The organism is Caulobacter sp. SRI_014 (assembly GCF_057586315.1).
Genome location: NZ_JBYCZQ010000011.1, coordinates 68,357 through 85,755 on the forward strand (window position 1 = coordinate 68,357; position 17,399 = coordinate 85,755).

Here is a 17,399-nt window from a genome sequence, read left to right on the forward strand (position 1 = left end):
CGACTGACGAACAGCGCTGAGGCATACTGCCTCCGCCAAGGCGAGTCGCCTGGGCCCGCGGGTTTCCCGCGGGCCCTTGTGACGTAAGGACCCGCCCGGCAGGCCAATGGAGGCGATGGCTTGAACGATCACGGCAAACCCGGTCTGCGTCGTGGACATTTTCGTTCGCGGGCGTCATAGGACCGCCGCCATGGCCTCCCCCACCCTCAACAGCCGCAGGGCCGATCTGGACTGGCTGCGCATCGGCGCGCTGGGCCTGCTGATCCTGTACCATGTGGGCCTGGCCTACACGCCGTGGGACTGGCACCTGAACAGCCAGCACCGGTTCGCGGTGATGGAGGAAATCATCCTCCTCAGCTCGCCCTGGCGCCTGACCCTGCTGTTCCTGGTCTCCGGCGCCGCGCTGCGGCTGATGAGCCGCAAGTACGATGCGAAGACGGTGTTGAAGCAGCGCTTCGCCCGCCTGGCCCCGCCACTCCTCTTCGGGACCCTGATCCTGGTGCCGCCGCAGGGCTGGGCCGAGACCGTGGCCAAGGATGGCTACACCGGCAGTGTCCTCGACTGGTGGCTCAAGGAGTTCAGCCTCAAGGGCATCGCCGATGGCATCCCGATCAACCACCTCTGGTTCGTGCTCTACATCGGCGTCTACAGCCTGGTGGCCATCGCCCTGCTGACCCGGCCGACCTGGATCGCCAAGGCCGAGGACTTCCTTGGCCGCACCCTGACCGGCTGGAAACTGCTGATCCTGCCGATCCTGTATCTCGCCCTGGTGCGCCAGTGGCTCTACCCTTGGTTCGGGCTGAACAACCAGATCCAGAATGACTGGTACAACCACGCCTCCTCGCTGGGCGTCTTCCTGTTCGGCTTCCTGACCGTCAGCCAGGCGGGTCTCTGGACCCAGCTGGAGCGGATGCGGCTCATCTCACTTCCCGTCGGCCTGGCGGCCTGCGGCGGGCTCATGGCGGTCCATGCCCTGGTCGGCGAACAGTGGCTGTGGGGCATGCCGAGCAACGCCCTCTTCGCCATCACCCAATGGGGCGTCGTCTGCGCCGCCCTGGGCTTTGCCAGCCGCTACCTGCGCAATGCCGACACCGCCCTGAAACGGTACCTGAACGACGCCATCTTCCCGGTCTACATGGCCCACCAGACCATCCTGGTTATGGCCCTGTTCGTGCTGGCGCCCCGGGGCCTGCCGGTGTGGATCGAGCCGCCGCTCCTGATCCTGATCACCTTCGCCGTCAGCCTGGCCATCTATGAGGTCGTCCGCCGGATCGACCTGATCCGTCCCCTGTGGGGCCTGAAACCCCTCCGTGAGACCAGGCCGCCGCAGCCGCAGGCCGTCCCTGTCCGCAACGACAAGCCGCCGACCGGCGAGCCGCCCGGAGCCACGCCAGCGTGATTCTCGACGACCTCGCCGCCCAGTTCGCCCCCGGCCACCCATGGCGCCGCAGCCGCATCCTGTTGGCCATCGGGGTGGTCGCGCCGATCTTCGCCTTCGCGGCGGTGATCCTGGCCGCCCTGTCCTACCCCGGCTACGACAACGCCACGATGTACCTCAGCGACCTGGGCGGAGCCCGGGCGCCGCACCCCTGGCTGTTCAACGGCGGGGTGATGATCAGCGGAGTCGGGGCGGCCCTGGCCGGCGTCGGATTCGGCCTCGCCGTTGTGGCGGTCGGCGGATCGCGCCTCGCGGCCGGGGGCCTGATTCTCTGCTTCGTCCTCGCCGGCATCGGCATGGTGGTGTCCGCCCTGATCCCCTGGCCCAATCCCTGGCATCTGCTGATCAACCTCGGCCTCGGCGTCATCCTGGCCCCGTTGTTCCTGATCTGGGGGCTTTGGAAGGTCCAGGGCATGGGCCGGTTGAAGCTGTTCCTGGCGGCCATCAGCCTGGCCAATCTGATGATGGCGCTGATCACCAACCATCGCATCTGGTACGGCCTGGTGAACCCTCAGAACGTCGGCCACTGGGAGACGGCGTTCGCAATCCTGCTCGTCGGCTGGACGGGAATCGCCGCCTATGGTCTGGAGCGTCGGCTCTACCGTCTGGCGCAATCACAAAGCGTTTCTGACACCCTCTGAACACCCTCTGGCCGCGATCCGGTCATAGCCGTGCAGAGCCGATGCATTTTTGGGCGCCAATCGCTTTCGAAGCGATTTTCCCGCTTCCATTGCAGCGCAACATAACGTATCCGTGATAATCACGTTACCAGCCTCCGGGATCCCGGTTGGCGCGCTCTCCGGGGCGGGACGGACACCTTGAGACGGCGGTTTTCCCATGGACGGCACGAGCAATCTCGCCCTGCGCTACGAGCATGACGACCGTGCGTATGCGCCGCTGGGCGAGCCCTGGCTGCCGCCGGAATCGCCGATGGACATGCCGCGCCAGTCGTTCGGCGCCGATGCTCCGAAACTGGCCAAATCCCCCGTCACCTCGCCGGCCAACATCGGCGCCCGTCGCTTCATCCTGTTCGCGGCCAGCTGGCTGCTGACCGCCCTGATCGCCGCCACCCCGCTGCAGCTCTACATGCGTGACGGCTTCACCCCGCTGGAGTGGATCGCGCTCGGCCTGTTCGTGACCCTGGTCTCGGCGGTCTCGACGTGGTTCTGCAGCGCCGTCGCCGGCTTCTGGGTGCTGAAGAACCGCAAGGAAGACATCTTCGACTTCCCGGCCATCGTGCCGGCGCCGCGGGTCAAGACCGCCCTGTTGATGCCGCTGTACAACGAAGACCCGGCCGCCTCCCTTGCCCGCCTGGCCAGGATCGAACGTTCGCTGAGCGCGCTGGGCGTCGCCCACTGGTTCGACCTCTTCGTGCTGAGCGACACCACCAATGAGGCCGTCGCCGCCCAGGAACGCGTCCAGTTCTCGGCCCTGCGCGCCCGCAGCCGCTGCGCCACCTACTACCGCCGCCGCCCGAAGAACATCGAGCGCAAGGCCGGCAACATCAGCGACTGGGTCACCCGCTGGGGCGGCGCTTACGAGCACATGATCATCCTCGACGCAGACAGCGTGATGAGCGGCGAGACCGTCGCCAAGCTGGTCGACGCCATGGAGCGCCACCCGGGCGTCGGCCTCTTGCAGACCACCCCGGTGATCATCGGCGCCGAGACCCTCTACGCCCGCGCCCAGCAGTTCAGCGTCCGCATGTTCGGCAAGGTGGCCTCGGCCGGCCTCGCCTGGTGGACCGGCGCCGAGAGCAGCTATTGGGGCCACAACGCCATTGTCCGGGTGAAGGCCTTCGCCGCCGCCTCGGGCCTGCCGGTGCTGCCGGGCAAGAAGCCCTTCGGCGGCCACATCCTCAGCCACGACGTGGTCGAGGCGGCCCTTCTGCGCCGCGCCGGCTGGGCCGTGCACGTCACCCCGGTGCTCGACGGTTCGACCGAAGAGACTCCGCCCTCGATGATCGAGTTCATGAAGCGCGACCGGCGCTGGGCGCAGGGCAACCTGCAGCACCTGGGCCTGATCTTCGCGCCCGGTCTGCACCCGATCAGCCGCCTGCAGCTGTTCTTCGGCATGCTCTGCTATCTGGTGTCCCCCATCTGGCTGCTGAGCCTGATTGTCGGCCTGGGTATCCAGGCCCAGATCACCCTGACCATGCCCGACTACTGGCGCATCCTGGCGCCGGTGAAGTACGACCCCATCATCTGGGCCTCACTGCTGACCGTGGTCATGCTGATCGGCCCCAAGGTGCTGGGCCTGGCCCTGACGCTCAGCCGTCCTGAAGAAGCCGCCAAGTTCGGTGGCCGTCTGGCCATCCTCAAGAGCGCCGCCTTCGAGACCGCCTACTCGGCCGTCATGGCCCCGGTGATGATGGTCGGCCACAGCCGCATCGTCTTCGAGGTGCTGATGGGCCGCGACGCCGGCTGGTCGACCCAGACCCGGGACGGCGAGACCCTCAGCTACAAGGACGCCTTCCGCGCCCACCGCTGGGAGATCAACACCGGCCTGCTGTTCGCCAGCATGCTGGTCCTGGCCCCGAACCTGACCCTCTGGTTCGCCCCGATCATCCTGCCGCTGCTCGCCTCGCCCTTCATCGCCGTGGCCACCAGCCGCAAGGACCTCGGCGCCCTGGCCGGCCGTCTGGGCCTGCTGGTCACCCCCGAAGAGGTGACCGAGCGCAGCGAAGCGCTGGGCGCCCAGATCCACCAGTTGTTCCCGGTGGTCGACGACCGGCGCGCCCCGGCGATGGATATCGAGACGCCGGAAACCTCGATCTTCTGGCCGAACCTGATCGCGACGCAACGCCGCGCGATGCCGGCCTCGGCGACGGTGCACTAGCCAAAATTAGGAAGGCTTCGCCTCTGGGCGCCCTTCTCCCCTCGCGGGAGAAGGTGTCGCCGTAGGCGACGGATGAGGGGGCGCACCGGCCTCTACGGCGCCCGTGGCCACCACCTCATCGCAGCCTGAAGACCTATCGACCCCTCATCCGGCGCTTCGCGCCACCTTCTCCCGCAAGGGGAGAAGGGAGACCTGAGGCGAACCCTTAGGCCGCCTTCGCCAGCTTCTCTTTCTTCTTCCTGGCCTTCTTCTCGGCCTTCTCGGCCTTGGGAAGCTTGACCTTCTTCACCCGCGCCTCACCGGCCGCCAGAATTTCCAGCGCCTCCAGCAGGCCCTCTCGCTTGCCCTTGGGCAGCAGGGCCATCAGGGCGGTATCGGCGGCGGCGGTCTTGGGACCGATGCTCTCGAGGGCTTCACGTCCCGTATCGGTCAGCCGCACGGCGTTAGCCCGCGCGTCGATGGCGGAGCGTTCGCGGGCCAGCAGGCCCTTGTCGATCATCCGGGCGACCATGTCGGCCAGGGTCGAGCGGTCGATGCCGGTGGCGGCGACCAGGTCGGCCTGGGCGGCGCCCTCCTTCTCGGCGACGGCGGCGAGCACGGCGTGCTGGCGCTGGGTAACCGCTCCGGGCCCGGCCTCGGCCGCGTAAAGATCGAGCGCCCGTTGAGCGGCCCTGTGCAGCAGGTGTCCGACCGATGCGGCCGCCCGCTTGCCCGACTTGTCCTTCGCCATAATCCCCTCCGGTTCATTGACCGCCTGCGGAGCTTAATCGGCCTCGGTGTAGGTTTGACGACAGATCATTCAATGATGGGCGGCGCGGCCTTGGCCTCTTCCTCATCGACCGGCCCCTGGGCCTCCTTCATGCCCTTCATGATCAGGGGCGCCTGGCTGAAGGAGAACAGGATGGTCAGACCAAGGATGCCGAACACCTTGAAGGTCGCCCAGACATCCTCCGACTGGGTGCGCCAGACGGCCTCGTTGAGGGCGGCGATGGCGAAGAAGAACAGGCCGTAGCGCAGGGTGAAGGTGCGCCAGACGGCGTCGGTCATCACCAGCTCCGAACCCATCAGCATCTTCAGGACATTCTTCCGGGCCAGCAGGCCGCCGATGAGGATGACCCCGAACAGGCTCATGGTGATGGTCGGCTTGAGCTTGAGGAAGATCGGGTCCTTGAAGAAGACCGTCAGCGTGCCGAACACCAAGGCCAGGACCCCGGAAATCAGCGGCATCGGGGCCAGTCGCTTCTCGACCACGAAGCCGACGACCAGGGCGATGGCCGAACCGGCGACCAGCCACCAGGCGGCGGTGACCAGGCTGTGAGTGACCAGATAGCCGATAAAGAAGGCCAGCAGGCCGCCGAAATCGACGGCGGTGCGAATCCAGCCGTGGGACTTCTTGGCGGTCGCGGGAGGCGTGTCAGTCATGGTGTTCCTTTACGCGTCCAGCCCGACCAGGGACCGTGAAAACGCCCGGGCGTCGAAAGGTTGCAGGTCGTCGATGCCCTCGCCGACGCCGATCAGCTTGATCGGGCTGTCCGAAGCCTGAGCCACGGGGACCAGGACGCCGCCCCGGGCGGTGCCGTCCAACTTGGTCATGACGATGCCGGAAACGCCGATCTGGTTGCCGAACAGGTTTTCCTGGCTGAGCGCATTGCGCCCGACCGTGGCGTCGAGAACCAGCAGGGTCTCATGCGGGGCGTCCGGATCGACCTTCTTCAGGACGCGGATGACCTTGAGCAGCTCGTCCATCAGCCCCTGCTTGTTCTGCAGCCGGCCGGCGGTGTCGATGAGGACGACGTCGTAGCCGTCCGCCTTGGCCTTCTCGACCGCGTCGAAAGCCAGGCCCGCCGCGTCGGCCCCGGTCGGACGGCTCATGAAGTCGGCGCGGGCCCGGGTGGCCCAGACCTGCAGCTGCTCCACGGCGGCGGCGCGGAAAGTGTCGCCGGCGACGATCAGCACCTTGGCGCCCTTGTTGGTCAGGTCCGAGGCGATCTTGCCCAGGGTCGTGGTCTTGCCCGAGCCGTTCACGCCGATGAACAGCACGACATAGGGCTTGGGGCCCGACAGCGGGTCGAAGTCCCCTTCCCGGCTGACCAGCTCCTTGGCCACCAGGTCGGCGAGAGCTTCCTTGACCTCCTGGTCGGAGACCGCCTTGCCGAACTTGGCGTCGCTGAAGGCCTGGGTGATGCGGCCGGCGGCGTGGGGGCCGAGGTCGGCCTCGATCAGCATTTCCTCCAGTTCGTCCAGCTGTTCCTGGTCGAGCGGCTTGCGGAAGATTTCGGTGACCTGCTGGGTCATCGCCTGCGAGGAGCGGGAAAGCCCGCTGGTCAGGCGCTGGAACCAGCCTTGTTTCTGTTCAGCCATGGGCGGGGTTTAGCCTGCGGCGCGCGGCAGGTCACGCCCGGCGAGCAGGCGGCGCCTACGGTTTCTCATCGAAGCGGGATTCTAGCATGCGGTCCGGCATAGGGCGAGGCGGCAAGCCCCGGAAAAGACTGTGATATGGCCGTTGCGACAGCGGCGGGGATGGTTGGCGTCGGCGTAGGCGTGAAGTTGGTATGGCGGCGGGGAATGTTGACGGCCGGCGCCCACGCCGTGAGACGCGGGGCGTCGAGCGCCTCGAGGGGCTGAATAATTTACACCGGGTAAAACTATCGCCCCTTCCGGGGCAGCGGCAGGGCCAGCATGTCGGCGATCTCTTCGTCGCTGTTGACCTCGACGATGGCCTTGAGCGTGCGGTCCTCCAGCGCTTCGGGCCCGTCCGGCCGGCCGAGCAGCCGGGCCAGCTTCACGGCCCATTTGTGCATGCGCAGATCGACGACGTCGCCCATGGCGACAGCTTGCCCTCGCCATCGGCGGCTGTCACCCGGCCGTTGACAAAACCCGTCTTGGGGAACAGAGGCGAGCAGCCCGCCCAGGGCGCATCGTTCAGCGGGCGGGCGCGTTTCCATTTCGGCGCCAACTCCTCACGAGCATGATCATGACCGCTTCCCCGGCCCCGCAGGGCGCAACCGCCCTGTCGGTTTCCCGCAATCTGGCCGGGTGGCTGCAGCAGAACCGCTGCAGCATCGCCTTCACCTCCTACCAGACCGGCCAGCTGTTCCTCGTCGGCGTGGCCCCCGGCGGGGTGGTGTCGTTCCACCAGCAGAACTTCCTGCGGGCCATGGGCCTGCATGTGCGACCCAATCGTCTGTACGTCGGGGCGTTGTATCAGATCTGGCGGCTGGAGAATGTGCTGGGCCCCGGCCAACTGGCCAACCAGCACCACGACCGCCTCTATGTGCCGCGCAACGCCCAGACGGTCGGCGATGTCGACATCCATGAGGTGGCGGTCGATCGCGGCGGCCGGCTGATCTTCGTCAACACCAAGTTCAGCTGCCTGGCCACGGTGAGCCCGGTGCACGGCTTCCAGCCGATCTGGAAGCCGCCGTTCATCTCGCGTCTGGCGGCCGAGGATCGTTGCCACCTCAACGGCCTGGCCATGGAGGACGACCTGCCGCGCTACGTCACGGCGGTCAGCCGCAGCGACGTGCTGACCGGCTGGCGCAATCGCCGCCACGAGGGCGGGGTCATCATCGACGTGCTCAACGACAGCATACTCACCGACCAGCTGTCGATGCCTCACAGCCCGCGCCTCCATGAGGGCGAGCTGTGGGCGCTAGATTCGGGGCGCGGTTATCTGATCAAGGTCGACCGCGAGACCGGCAAGGCCGAGAACGTCGCCTTCTGCCCGGGCTTCCTGCGCGGCCTGTCATTCCACGGCCGCTACGCCCTGGTGACCGTCTCGCTGCCGCGCCATGAGGGGACGTTCACCGGCCTGGAGCTGGCCGACACCATCGCGGCCAAGGACGGCGAGCCCTGGTGCGGTGTCTATGTCATCGACACCCGGACCGGCGACACCGTCGAATGGATCCGGCTGGAAGGGGCCATCACCGAACTGTTCGACATCGCGGTCATTCCCGATGTGGTCTGCCCGATGGCGGTCGGAGTCGATTCTCCCGACCTGCAAAGCATGATCACCTTCGATGCGGAGTTCGGCTCGATCGATCCCGCCTGAGCGGAATCCGGCCCCCGGCACAATATTTTTTCCGGAACGGAACGCTCCGTCTCTCCAGCAGTTCTTCTGCGGCTAACGCGAGGTCTACGACCTACGCGAACATTGTTATGCGCGATGAAAATATTCGCACGAAGGTCCCATACCTAAAGCAGCCAAATAGTAGTTGTTTTCGATTATCTGTTAACATCACAGCAATGTCGTCATCCCGACATTGGAACTTTTTACACAATATGTCCGGTAGTCGACTTAGTTTGCACTAATATTGGAATCAATTGACTTGGAGGTCATTTTAGAGGCTCAAGGGGAGTCAGTATTCATTTTAAGGGCTGTTCCATGAGTCAATCCGTCACCCTGCGCCGTCGCGCGGGCCTCCTCGCCTCGTCCTCTCTCATCGCCGCGAGCGCCTCTGTCGCGTTCAGCATGGGTATGGTTGTGCTGGCCCCGACGGCCGCGCTGGCCGCCGACGAATGCGGCGTTCCCGCCGCTAACGGCGCCGCGCCCGACACCTTCAACTGTCCCGGCGTCGTCTATCCGACCGGCATCATCTATCCGACCACGGCCGGCGACCTGACCCTGGTCCTGCAGGAAGACGCCACGGGCGCCGTGCGCACCACCACCGGCGGCATCCAGGTGATCGGCCTGCCCGGCGACGACCTGGCTCTGACGCGCGACCTGGTGGCCGGTAACGCCGGCAACGGCGATCCCGAAATCGTCAACACCCTCGGCGCCGGCATCAGCTTCACCAGCGCCGACAGCAACATCGACATCAACCTGACCGACGTCGACACCGGCGACACCCCCATCGTGGTGACTGGCGCGACCAGCGGCATCGTCGCGACAAGCGGCGGCGCGGGCAACGTCAGCGTCACCCTGTCGAACGGCACGGTCACCGGTCAGGCCGGCGACGGCATCGTCGCCACCACCGGCGCGACCGGTACGGCCACCGTCAACCAGGGCGCGGCCACCATCAACGCGACCAACACCGCCGTCGGCGCCAACGCGGCCGGCATCTACGCCTCGGGCGGCGCCAGCACGACCGTCACCGGTTCGGGCGTCATCAACGCCACGGGCGACAACCAGGCCTTCGGCATCGTCGCCATCGGCGATGGCCCGATCAGCGTCACCCAGACCGGCACGATCAACGCCACCGGGACCTACGCCTGGGGCGTCTACACCCTCGGCACCGCCGGCAGCTCGATCGCCATCACCACCGGCACGGTCAATGTGACCCAGCCCGGCGGCCCGCTGGGCGGCGGCGACGGCATCAGCGCCTACACGACCGGCGCGGTGACCATCAACGCCGGCGCGACCAACACCACCGGCCTCTATGCTGACGGCATCGTCGTCGGCGGCGCGTTCGGCATCGCCGGCAACACCACCATCGTCAGCGGCGCCATCACCACCACCGGCGCCGAAAGCGACGGCATCGATGTCGGCGCCCATGGCGTCATCGACATCACCAGCACCACGATCGCCACCAGCGGCGCGAACAGCAACGGCATCGAGGCCGACAGCGACCTCTCCAACGTCGTCATCCGCTCGTCCAGCATCGCCGCCACCGGCGCCGGCAGCATCGGCATCGACGCCAGCGGCGCCACCGGCGTCGCCATCACCACCGGCAACATCACCGCCGGAGCGACCGGCATCGTCGCCGACTCCACCGGCGGCAATGTGCTGATCACCGGCACGGGCGGCACGATCCGCGGCAACGCCGGCAACGGCATCACCGCCGTGTCGACGACCGGCTCGACCACTGTCAACCTGGGCGCCACCAACGTCGTCAGCGCCAACCCGGGCGTGGGCAACAACAGCTACGCCGTCTCGGCCACCGGCGCGACCGGCGTCACGGTCACCGGCACGGGCACGGTTTCGGCCACGGCCGGCAACTACGCCATCGGCGTCTACGTCAGCAGCCCCGCCGCCATTGTCGTCAACCAGACCGGCACGATCACCTCGGCCGCTCCGACCGGCTACGCCTGGGGCGTCTATGCGATCAACACCGGCGGCAATTCGATCACCATCACCACCGGCGCGGTCAACGTCACCCAGGGTGGCGGTCTGCTCGGCGGCGGTGACGGCATCAGCGCCTACACGACCGGCGCGGTGACCATCAACTCGGGCTCCATCAGCACCACCGGCGCCTTTGCAGACGGCATCTTCGTGGGTGGGGTCGGCAGCATCGCCGGCAACACCGTGATCAACGCCGGCGCCATCACCACCACCGGCGCCGACAGCGACGGCATCGACGTCGGGGCCCACGGCTCGGTCGCCATCACCACGGCGGCGATCAACGTCAGCGGCGCCGGCAGCAACGCCGTCGAAGCGGTCAGCGATCTGTCGACCGTCGCGGTGACCACCAATGGCGCCATCACGGCCAACGGCGCGGGCAGCAATGGCCTGTTCGTTCGCGGCCAGACCGGCGTCACCATCACCACCAACGCCGCGGTCACGGCCAACACCAACGCCATCAACAGCGCGGTGACCGGCGTCGGCAACGCCACGATCAACGTCGGCGCGGCCTCGGTCGTGCGGGCTCCCGGAACGACCGCGCTCAACGCGGCGATCCAGGTGGAAAGCCTCAGCGGCTCGACCACCACGATCAACAACGCCGGGACCATCCGCTCGACGAACGCCACGGTCGCCGGCGCCGCCGCCGACCTGGCCATCCAGGGCGTGGTCGGCAATGTGACGGTGAACAACACCGGCCGCATCGACGGGCGCATGAACTTCGCCGGCCTCACGGGGACCAACCGCGCGCAGATCAACGTCACGGGCGCCGGCAACTGGCACACCACCGGCCTTACGACCCTGAGCGGCGGCAACGACGTCATCACCAACAGCGGGCTGATCTCCACCCTGGGGACCACCACGATCGACTTCGCCGCCGACACCGGCGTTGCCCCGCGCGACGTCTTCAACAACAGCGGCCGCCTGGTCGCTGGCGAGACGGCGGGTGCGGCGACGCTGAACCTGACCGGCCTGGAGACCTTCAACAACTCCGGCGCCATCTTCTTCGGCAGCCTGAACGGCGGCACGACTTCGGACGGTGAAACCAACGACCGGATCGTCATGACCGGCACCGGCGGCGGCACGGCCTTCGTGGGTTCGGGCGGCAGCGTGCTGGCCATGGACGTCAACCTGGGCGTCACCGGCCAGGGCAGCTGCGCGGCGGCGGTCATCGCCGACTGCCTCAGCCTGCCGGGCGGCACGGTCAGCGGTTCGACCGGCATCCGGATCAACAACACCAACACCGGTCCGGGCGGCCTCAACACCGCCGGCATCACCCTGGTGGAAGCGGGCGCGATCACGCCCGGTTCGCTGATCATCGATCCCAGCTCGGCCAACTACGTGACCCGTGGCGGGGCCGGCGCGATCGACACCGGCTTCTTCTTCTACCGCCTAATCCCGCAGGGCACGACGCGCGTCGCCCTGGTCAGCGCTCCCGACGCCGAGGCCTACGAGTTCGTCCAGCTGGGCGGCGTGGCCAGCGACGTCTGGCACCTGACCACCGGCACCTGGCATGACCGCCAGGCCGATCTGCGCGACGGCTTCAAGGGCGAAGGCGATCGGGCCGGCGTCTGGCTGAAGATCTTCGGCGAAAAGACCGAGCGTGACGAAAGCGCCTCGTTCGACTCCCTGGGCACGGTCTTCACCTTCGACACCAGCTTCGAGCAGAACACTGCGGGCCTGGTCGGCGGTGTCGACCTGATCGGCGGCACGAGCGACAACGGCGGCTGGCTGGCCGGGTTGAGCATCGGCTACGTCGACTCCGACGTGACCTTCAATGAGACCAACACCCTCTACAGCCTCGAGGGCATGACGGGCGGCATCTACGGCTCGTTCGTCAGCGGCGGCTGGTATGTCGACGCCAACATCAGCGGCAACTGGCTGGACGTGGGCTACAACACCCCCAACTCCACCCCGGGTGTCAGCTACAGCGAAACCGGCAGCATCGACTCGCTGGGCGCCCAGATCGAAACTGGCTGGCGCTTCCCGATCGGTTCGACCGGCTTCATCGAGCCCATGGGTTCGCTGTCGTGGGTCAGCACCAGCTTCGACGACGTCACCGTCCCCGGCGGCAGCGTCGAGATCGATGACGTCGACAGCATGCGCGGCAGCCTCGGCCTCCGCGTCGGCATGACGAACCAGTTCACCGGCTTCCGCGTCCAGCCCTCGCTGTACGCCAAGGTCTGGAACGAGTTCTCGGGCGACGCCAGCACCACCTTCAACAACACCGGCGCCCCGTTCACCGTCGACGACGAGTTCTCCGGCACCTTCGCCGACGTCGGCGGCCAGCTGAACCTCTTCAGCGACGGCGGCCTGACCGCCTTCGTCAACGGCGGCTACAAGTGGAACAGCGACTTCAACAGCACCACGGTGAAGATCGGCTTCCGCTACCAGTTCTAGTCCTCACCGACTGAACCGCATTGGGCCCGCTCCGACGCAAGTCGGGGCGGGCCTTTTGCTGTGCGCGGAGCCGTGGGTTAAGGCTGGACGCGCATGCCCAATCTCGACGTCGCCTTCCTGCTGTTCGACTACGCCGCCGTGCTGGTGTTCGGCGCGTCCGGCGCCCTGGCAGCCGCGCGGCGGGGGCATGACATCGTCACCTTCGCCTTCTTCGCGGCCATGACCGGGGTCGGCGGGGGGACGCTGCGCGACCTCTTGATCGGGGCGCCGGTGTTCTGGATCAACAGCCCCGGCTACCTGCTGGCCTGTATCGCGGCGGCCATCGTCGTCTGGCTGGTCGGGCGGCGGACCTGGCGGATGAGCGCGCTGCTATGGCTCGATGCCGTGGGGATGGCGGCCTACTGCATCGTCGGGGCGGCCAAGGCGCTGGCCCTGGGGGTGCATCCGGTGTCGGCGGTGGTCATGGGTATGATGACGGCCTGCTTCGGCGGAGTCCTGCGCGATGTCGTGGCCGGAGAGCCGTCGATCCTGCTGCAGCGGGAGATCTACGTGACGGCGACGATTCTCGGGGCGGCGGTGTTCGTCGTGCTGGCCGGGCTGGGCGTGGACCGGATCTTCGCGGGTGTGATCGGATTCGGCTGTGCGTTTGCGCTGCGGGGAGCGGCCATCCACTGGAAGCTGGGACTGCCGGGCTTCCACGGGCGGGAACCGCCGCCGGAGGCTTAGGCCAAAGTCGCCAAGGCCCGCACGCCGTCATGGCCGGTGATGCGCATCGCGCGGAGAGAGCCGGCCTCCGCTTCGCCTTCGAAGGCGATCTCGGTGAAGTCCGGCGCGCGGGCGAGACCCGGGCGTTCGACCAGGCCTTCCAGAACCTTGCCGACACGGGCGTCGAGGTGGCGTGACAGCGCGGCCGCCCCGGCTTCGCGCAGGCGGGCGGCGCGAGCCTTGATGACCGGGCGCGGGACCGGCGGCATCCGGGCGGCCGGGGTGCCCGGGCGCGGGCTGTAGGGGAAGACGTGGAGGTAGGAGAGGCCTGCCTCTTCCACCAGCTTCACGGTGTTCTCGAAGGCCTCTTCGGTCTCGGTCGGGAAGCCGGCGATGAGGTCGCAGCCGAAGGCGACGTCGGGCCGCACCGCGCGGACGTCGGCCACCAGCTTCAGGGCGTCGGCGCGCAGGTGGCGGCGCTTCATGCGCTTGAGGATGAGGTCGTCGCCGGCCTGCAAAGACAGGTGGAGGTAGGGGACGAGGCGTTCCTCGGTCGCCAGAACCCGCATCAGGTCGGGGTCGATCTCCGCCGCGTCGATGCTGGAGAGGCGCAGGCGGGGCAAGGCCGGGACCAGCTTGAGGATGCGGGCGACAAGCTGGCCGAGGGTCGGCTGGCCCGGCAGATCGGAGCCCCAGCTGGTCAGGTCGACGCCGGTCAGCACCACCTCGTTCCAGCCCTCGGCGGCCAGGCGGCCGATGCGCTCGACGATCTCGCCGGCCGGGGCCGAGCGGCTGTTTCCCCGTCCGTAGGGGATGATGCAGAAGGTGCAGCGGTGGTCGCAGCCGTTCTGGATCTCGACATAGGCGCGGGCCCGGTCGCGCAGGCCGTCCGACAGGTGGGCGGCGGTCTCGCGCACGCTCATGATGTCGTTGACCCGCACCCGGCCAAGCTCCGGCCGCGGCAGCAGGGCGCCGGGAGCGGCTTTTTCGGCGTTGCCGAGAATGAGGTCGATCTCGTCCATGGCGGCGAAGCCCGCCGGGTCGATCTGGGCCGCGCAGCCGGTGACGACGATGCGGGCGCTCGGGTTCTCGCGGCGCGCCTTGCGGATCGCCTGGCGGGCCTGGCGCACAGCCTCGCCGGTCACGGCGCAGGTGTTGAAGACGATGGCGTTCGAGACGCCGTCAGCCTCGGCCCGGGCGCGGATCTGCTCGGACTCATAGGCGTTGAGCCGACACCCGAAGGTGACGACGCGCGTCCCGCTGTCGGTTTCGGCGACAGCGGGCGTGTCCATGACCTCTTCGCTCATGGCAGCTTGCCGGTGACGGCCCGGACGATGCCGGCGAGGTTCAGGTCGGGCTCGTCCTCGGCGCCGGGGATGGTCTCGCCGGCGGCCATGCGGTCGTTGTAGCGGGCCAGGAAATCGCCCTCGAACTTGCGGCTGCGGCCAACATAGCTGGCGAACTGGATCTCGTAGTCGGGGTGCCAGCGGCTGAGCGGCGGGCGGCGGCTGGCGACATCCTCGGCGGCCCAGCGGATGCGGGCGGCGTCGAGGCTCTCGTCGACATCGTTGTCGGGGCAGATGACGTAGAAGACGCCGGCCTCGATATGGCTGAGCAGGTAGTCGACGACCTGGTCCGGGGTCCAGGCGGCTTGCGGCCTTTCGGTCTGGCCGCGCGCGGTCATGCCGGTGAAGGTGTAGCCCGGGACCAGCAGATGGGCGGTGACCTGGCAGCCCGGCGTCGTGCGCAGGGTGTGTTGCAGGCCCTCGGTCAGGACCTTCACCCCGGCCTTGGTGACATTGTAGGCGGTGTCGCCGGGAGGCGTGGTGATGCCCTGCTTGGAGCCGGTGTTGATCACCAGCCCGGGCGTGTCCTGATCCATCATCACCGGCACGATGGCCTGGACGCCGTGGATCACGCCGAACAGGTTGACCTCGATCAGCTCGCGCCAGCGCTCGGGCCGCTCGATGGCCGAACCGCCGCCACCGACGCCGGCATTGTTCATCAGCACATGGATAGGGCCGTACTGGGCCAGGGTCGCATCGCGCAGGGCCTCGATGGCGCGCGGGTTGGCGACATCGGTCGGCACGGCCATGGCCCGCTCGCCGGCGTCAAGCCCGGCGACGGCGGCCAGCAGCTTTTCGGCGTTCACATCGGCCAGGGCGACATTCATCCCCAGCGACAGGAACCGCCGCGCGGCGGCCAGGCCGATGCCGTCGGCGGCCCCGGTGACGATGGCGGTGTGGCCAGGCTGCAGGGCGGGATGGGTCACGCCGCCACCGCCTGCGGCAGGCGGCCGGTGAACTCGACCTCGACCGGGCCGGTCATGATCACGTGGTTGTCGCTCTCCCGCCACTCGATGGTCAGCTCGCCGCCGTCCATGACGACGGTGGCCTTGCGGGCGGACAGGCCCCGCCGGGCGGCGGCGACCAGGGCCGCGCAGGCGCCTGTGCCGCAGGCGCGGGTCATGCCGGCGCCCCGTTCCCAGACGCGGAAGCGGATGCGGTCGGGGGCCTCGACGTGGGCGAAGCCGACGTTGACCGCCTCCGGGAACAGCGGGTGGTGCTCGAGCATGCTGCCCAGGCCCCGGACCATGCTCTCCTCAGGCTCGTGGTCGAGGAAGAAGACGATGTGCGGATTGCCCATGCTGACCGCGCCGGGCGGTTGCAGGGTCTGGCCGACCGGACCGGCGAAGACCTCGATACGGCGGGTGTCGAGCTCTTCGCTGAGGGGGATCTGGCGCCAGTCGAGGCCGGGCTCGCCCATGTCGACGCTGATCTGGCCTTCGGGGCCCCGCGCGGCGTGGAGGAGGCCGGCGCCAGTCTCGATGACCACCGCGTCCTTGCCGCTGGCCTGCATCAGCAGCCAGCCGACACAGCGGGTGGCGTTGCCACAGGCGTCGACCTCGCCGCCATCGGCGTTCCAGATACGCATGAAGGCGTCGCCCCGCTCGGACGGTTCCAGCCCGATCAGCTGGTCGCAGCCGATGCCCGAAGCGCGGTCGGCGATGGCGCGCGCGTCGTCGGCCGTCGGGCGGAACGGCTGCTCGCGGGCCTCGACGACGACGAAGTCGTTGCCGAGCCCGTTCATCTTGAGGAACGGACGGGACATCAAGCGGGCTATATAGGGCAAATCAGGCTGGATCGTGAGGGGGTTGCGCGCGGATGGCGCAGACGAAGAAGGAAGACAGAGACAAGAGTTTCCGCCTGCGCGCGCGGCTGCGGGCGCTGTACCACGGCGATTCGCCGCTGGCGGTGAAGTTCCGGCTCGGCATCATCGTGCTGGACCTGATCATCGTCGCCTTCTTCGTGGCCGCGCCGGTCATCAAGGAAACCCGGGCCTTCTATGCCATCGACTACGCCATCGCGGTGTTCCTGATCCTCGACCTGGGGGCGCGATGCCTGGCGACGACCGACATCAAGGTCTGGCTGAAGCGGCCGCTGGTCTGGGTCGACCTGGCCGTGCTGGCCACCCTGCTGTTCCCGGTCTGGCTGGCCAACTTCGGCTTCCTGCGGGTGCTGCGGCTGTGGACCCTGATCGAGAGCGACTTCTTCTGGCGCACGGTCGGGCGGCGCTACGACGACACCCGGATCGAGGACCTGGCGCGGGCCGGCACGCGGTTGCTGACCTTCATCTTCGTCATCACCGGCCTGGTCTATGCGACGTTCCGGGGCAAACACGGCATCGATACCTGGGTCGACGCCCTCTACTGGACGGTGACCAGCCTGACGACGACCGGCTATGGCGACATCAGCCTGGAGGGGACCTGGGGCCGGCTGCTGTCGATCGGGGTGATGCTGGGCGGGGTTTCGCTCTTCATCCGGCTGATGCAGGTGCTGGTCCGGCCGCACAAGGTGCGCCACGCCTGTCCCCAGTGCGCCCTGCTGCTGCATGATCCCGACGCCGTGCATTGCAAGGCCTGCGGCCAGGTGTTGTGCATTCCGAACGAGGAGTAGGCGC

Annotated in this window: 14 protein-coding genes; 7 read left to right on the forward strand and 7 right to left on the reverse strand. The window is 67.9% G+C overall.

Translation table 11 applies throughout. The annotated features are described in order from the left end of the window. Positions 1-190: 190 nt before the first annotated feature. From AC2YG9_RS19215 to mdoH, 3 genes are all read left to right on the forward strand, one after another. Positions 191-1,399 (forward strand): acyltransferase family protein, encoded by a 1,209-nt coding sequence (locus AC2YG9_RS19215; protein WP_487299609.1) that lies wholly within the window; start codon positions 191-193, stop codon positions 1,397-1,399. Further along, positions 1,396-2,079, forward strand: coding sequence for a DUF998 domain-containing protein (locus AC2YG9_RS19220; protein ID WP_487299610.1), 684 nt, complete (start codon positions 1,396-1,398; stop codon positions 2,077-2,079). The genes AC2YG9_RS19215 and AC2YG9_RS19220 overlap by 4 nt, the downstream gene beginning before the upstream one ends. 196 nt (positions 2,080-2,275) lie before the next feature. Beyond that, complete coding sequence (gene mdoH, locus AC2YG9_RS19225; RefSeq protein ID WP_487299611.1) at positions 2,276-4,276, forward strand: glucans biosynthesis glucosyltransferase MdoH; 2,001 nt, start codon at positions 2,276-2,278, stop codon at positions 4,274-4,276. A 205-nt stretch (positions 4,277-4,481) separates the two neighbouring features. Here mdoH and AC2YG9_RS19230 read toward each other — a convergent pair whose 3' ends face one another. The 4 genes from AC2YG9_RS19230 to AC2YG9_RS19245 all read right to left on the reverse strand — a co-directional run bounded on the left by AC2YG9_RS19230 (position 4,482) and on the right by AC2YG9_RS19245 (position 7,101). Then, positions 4,482-5,006, reverse strand: a complete 525-nt coding sequence (locus tag AC2YG9_RS19230; protein ID WP_487299612.1) for a MarR family winged helix-turn-helix transcriptional regulator — start codon at positions 5,004-5,006, stop codon at positions 4,482-4,484. A 65-nt stretch (positions 5,007-5,071) separates the two neighbouring features. After that, positions 5,072-5,698, reverse strand: coding sequence for an inner membrane-spanning protein YciB (locus AC2YG9_RS19235; RefSeq protein WP_487299613.1), 627 nt, complete (start codon positions 5,696-5,698; stop codon positions 5,072-5,074). A 9-nt stretch (positions 5,699-5,707) separates the two neighbouring features. Continuing rightward, positions 5,708-6,637, reverse strand: coding sequence for a signal recognition particle-docking protein FtsY (ftsY, locus tag AC2YG9_RS19240; protein WP_487299614.1), 930 nt, complete (start codon positions 6,635-6,637; stop codon positions 5,708-5,710). A gap of 284 nt (positions 6,638-6,921) precedes the next feature. Beyond that, a complete protein-coding gene (locus AC2YG9_RS19245) occupies positions 6,922-7,101 on the reverse strand; it encodes a hypothetical protein (protein WP_487299615.1) in 180 nt (59 codons plus the stop codon). Positions 7,102-7,250: 149 nt separating this feature from the next. On the opposite strand from AC2YG9_RS19245, the gene AC2YG9_RS19250 reads away from it, so the two are divergent. The 3 genes from AC2YG9_RS19250 to AC2YG9_RS19260 all read left to right on the forward strand — a co-directional run bounded on the left by AC2YG9_RS19250 (position 7,251) and on the right by AC2YG9_RS19260 (position 13,460). Continuing rightward, positions 7,251-8,327: a TIGR03032 family protein gene (locus AC2YG9_RS19250; protein ID WP_487299616.1), complete on the forward strand. Its 1,077-nt coding sequence runs from the start codon at positions 7,251-7,253 to the stop codon at positions 8,325-8,327. 333 nt (positions 8,328-8,660) lie between these two features. Then, complete coding sequence (locus AC2YG9_RS19255; protein ID WP_487299617.1) at positions 8,661-12,734, forward strand: beta strand repeat-containing protein; 4,074 nt, start codon at positions 8,661-8,663, stop codon at positions 12,732-12,734. 93 nt (positions 12,735-12,827) lie between these two features. Beyond that, positions 12,828-13,460: a trimeric intracellular cation channel family protein gene (locus AC2YG9_RS19260; protein WP_487299618.1), complete on the forward strand. Its 633-nt coding sequence runs from the start codon at positions 12,828-12,830 to the stop codon at positions 13,458-13,460. On the opposite strand, the gene mtaB is transcribed toward AC2YG9_RS19260, so the two are convergent. From mtaB to dapF, 3 genes are read right to left on the reverse strand one after another with little or no spacing between them, the layout of a single operon-like run. Further along, entirely contained in the window at positions 13,457-14,746 is a 1,290-nt protein-coding gene (gene mtaB, locus AC2YG9_RS19265) for a tRNA (N(6)-L-threonylcarbamoyladenosine(37)-C(2))-methylthiotransferase MtaB (protein ID WP_487299619.1), read from the reverse strand. The genes AC2YG9_RS19260 and mtaB overlap by 4 nt on opposite strands. After that, the gene (locus AC2YG9_RS19270) at positions 14,743-15,711 is read right to left on the reverse strand and encodes an SDR family NAD(P)-dependent oxidoreductase (protein ID WP_487299620.1); all 969 of its coding nucleotides are present in this window, start codon (positions 15,709-15,711) and stop codon (positions 14,743-14,745) included. The genes mtaB and AC2YG9_RS19270 overlap by 4 nt, the downstream gene beginning before the upstream one ends. Next, positions 15,708-16,550, reverse strand: coding sequence for a diaminopimelate epimerase (dapF, locus tag AC2YG9_RS19275; RefSeq protein WP_487299621.1), 843 nt, complete (start codon positions 16,548-16,550; stop codon positions 15,708-15,710). The genes AC2YG9_RS19270 and dapF overlap by 4 nt, the downstream gene beginning before the upstream one ends. A 53-nt stretch (positions 16,551-16,603) precedes the next feature. Between dapF and AC2YG9_RS19280 the strand changes: the two genes are divergently transcribed. Next, entirely contained in the window at positions 16,604-17,395 is a 792-nt protein-coding gene (locus AC2YG9_RS19280; RefSeq protein WP_487299622.1) for a potassium channel family protein, read from the forward strand. Positions 17,396-17,399 lie beyond the last annotated feature (4 nt).

Excerpts from the sequence above, each read along its gene's own strand:
- AC2YG9_RS19215 (WP_487299609.1), top strand. The coding sequence starts at position 191 with ATGGCCTCCCCCACCCTCAACAGCCGCAGGGCCGATCTGGACTGGCTG.
- mdoH (WP_487299611.1), top strand. The coding sequence starts at position 2,276 with ATGGACGGCACGAGCAATCTCGCCCTGCGCTACGAGCATGACGACCGT.
- AC2YG9_RS19230 (WP_487299612.1), bottom strand. The coding sequence starts at position 5,006 with ATGGCGAAGGACAAGTCGGGCAAGCGGGCGGCCGCATCGGTCGGACAC.
- AC2YG9_RS19235 (WP_487299613.1), bottom strand. The coding sequence starts at position 5,698 with ATGACTGACACGCCTCCCGCGACCGCCAAGAAGTCCCACGGCTGGATT.
- ftsY (WP_487299614.1), bottom strand. The coding sequence starts at position 6,637 with ATGGCTGAACAGAAACAAGGCTGGTTCCAGCGCCTGACCAGCGGGCTT.
- AC2YG9_RS19245 (WP_487299615.1), bottom strand. The coding sequence starts at position 7,101 with ATGGGCGACGTCGTCGATCTGCGCATGCACAAATGGGCCGTGAAGCTG.
- AC2YG9_RS19250 (WP_487299616.1), top strand. The coding sequence starts at position 7,251 with ATGACCGCTTCCCCGGCCCCGCAGGGCGCAACCGCCCTGTCGGTTTCC.
- AC2YG9_RS19255 (WP_487299617.1), top strand. The coding sequence starts at position 8,661 with ATGAGTCAATCCGTCACCCTGCGCCGTCGCGCGGGCCTCCTCGCCTCG.
- AC2YG9_RS19260 (WP_487299618.1), top strand. The coding sequence starts at position 12,828 with ATGCCCAATCTCGACGTCGCCTTCCTGCTGTTCGACTACGCCGCCGTG.
- mtaB (WP_487299619.1), bottom strand. The coding sequence starts at position 14,746 with ATGAGCGAAGAGGTCATGGACACGCCCGCTGTCGCCGAAACCGACAGC.
- dapF (WP_487299621.1), bottom strand. The coding sequence starts at position 16,550 with ATGTCCCGTCCGTTCCTCAAGATGAACGGGCTCGGCAACGACTTCGTC.
- AC2YG9_RS19280 (WP_487299622.1), top strand. The coding sequence starts at position 16,604 with ATGGCGCAGACGAAGAAGGAAGACAGAGACAAGAGTTTCCGCCTGCGC.